This is a genomic window from Exiguobacterium sp. B2(2022) (assembly GCF_028823655.1).
GTDB lineage: Bacteria > Bacillota > Bacilli > Exiguobacteriales > Exiguobacteriaceae > Exiguobacterium > Exiguobacterium aestuarii_A.
In genome coordinates this window covers 1-506 of record NZ_JAPEHX010000165.1, presented here as the reverse complement: position 1 = coordinate 506, position 506 = coordinate 1, and the positions used below count along the sequence as shown (strand labels likewise).

The following is a 506-nucleotide window of genomic DNA, read 5'->3' as shown; positions in this document are numbered from 1 at the left end:
CAGAGTTCAAACAACAGCTCGAAGGAATCGAAGACTTCACACCAGAAGCGATTAAAGCGGCGACGAAAGCGACGCAAAAAGCGACTGGTCAAAAAGGGAAGAACTTGTTCATGCCAATCCGTGTCGCGACGACAGGACAAACACATGGACCAGAGCTTCCGAACGCGATTTCGTTAATCGGAAAAGAGCGTGTCTTGAAGCGTCTGACAACTTTATTAGCATAAAGGCATCGATGAGGAAAGTAAGCGGTATGACACTTTGCAGAGACTAGAACCTAGGCTGGGAGTTCTAGATGTGTCCCCCGAAGAAGTGCACCTCGGAGCCGTCTCGGCGATACGTAGTCGAGGCCGCGACTCGGCGTTAACGAGACTTGAGAGGGGAACACTTTTTCCCAAACAGAGTGGAACCGCGCTTACGGCGTCTCTGTGCCTTGGCACAGGGGCGTCTTTGTTTTTGTATAAGAAAAGGAGATATCAATTATGGGATTTTGGAGCAGTGTGCGTGAA

The 506-nt window shown here is 49.8% G+C and carries 1 pseudogene and 1 other annotated feature; the pseudogene reads left to right on the top strand.

The annotated features are described in order from the left end of the window. Positions 1–224: pseudogene (locus ON063_RS14840) on the top strand (glutamate--tRNA ligase); the annotation flags it as partial. Then, positions 221–428 (top strand) — a binding site (T-box leader). (Overlaps the previous pseudogene by 4 nt.) The last annotated feature ends 78 nt before the right edge of the window (positions 429–506 follow it).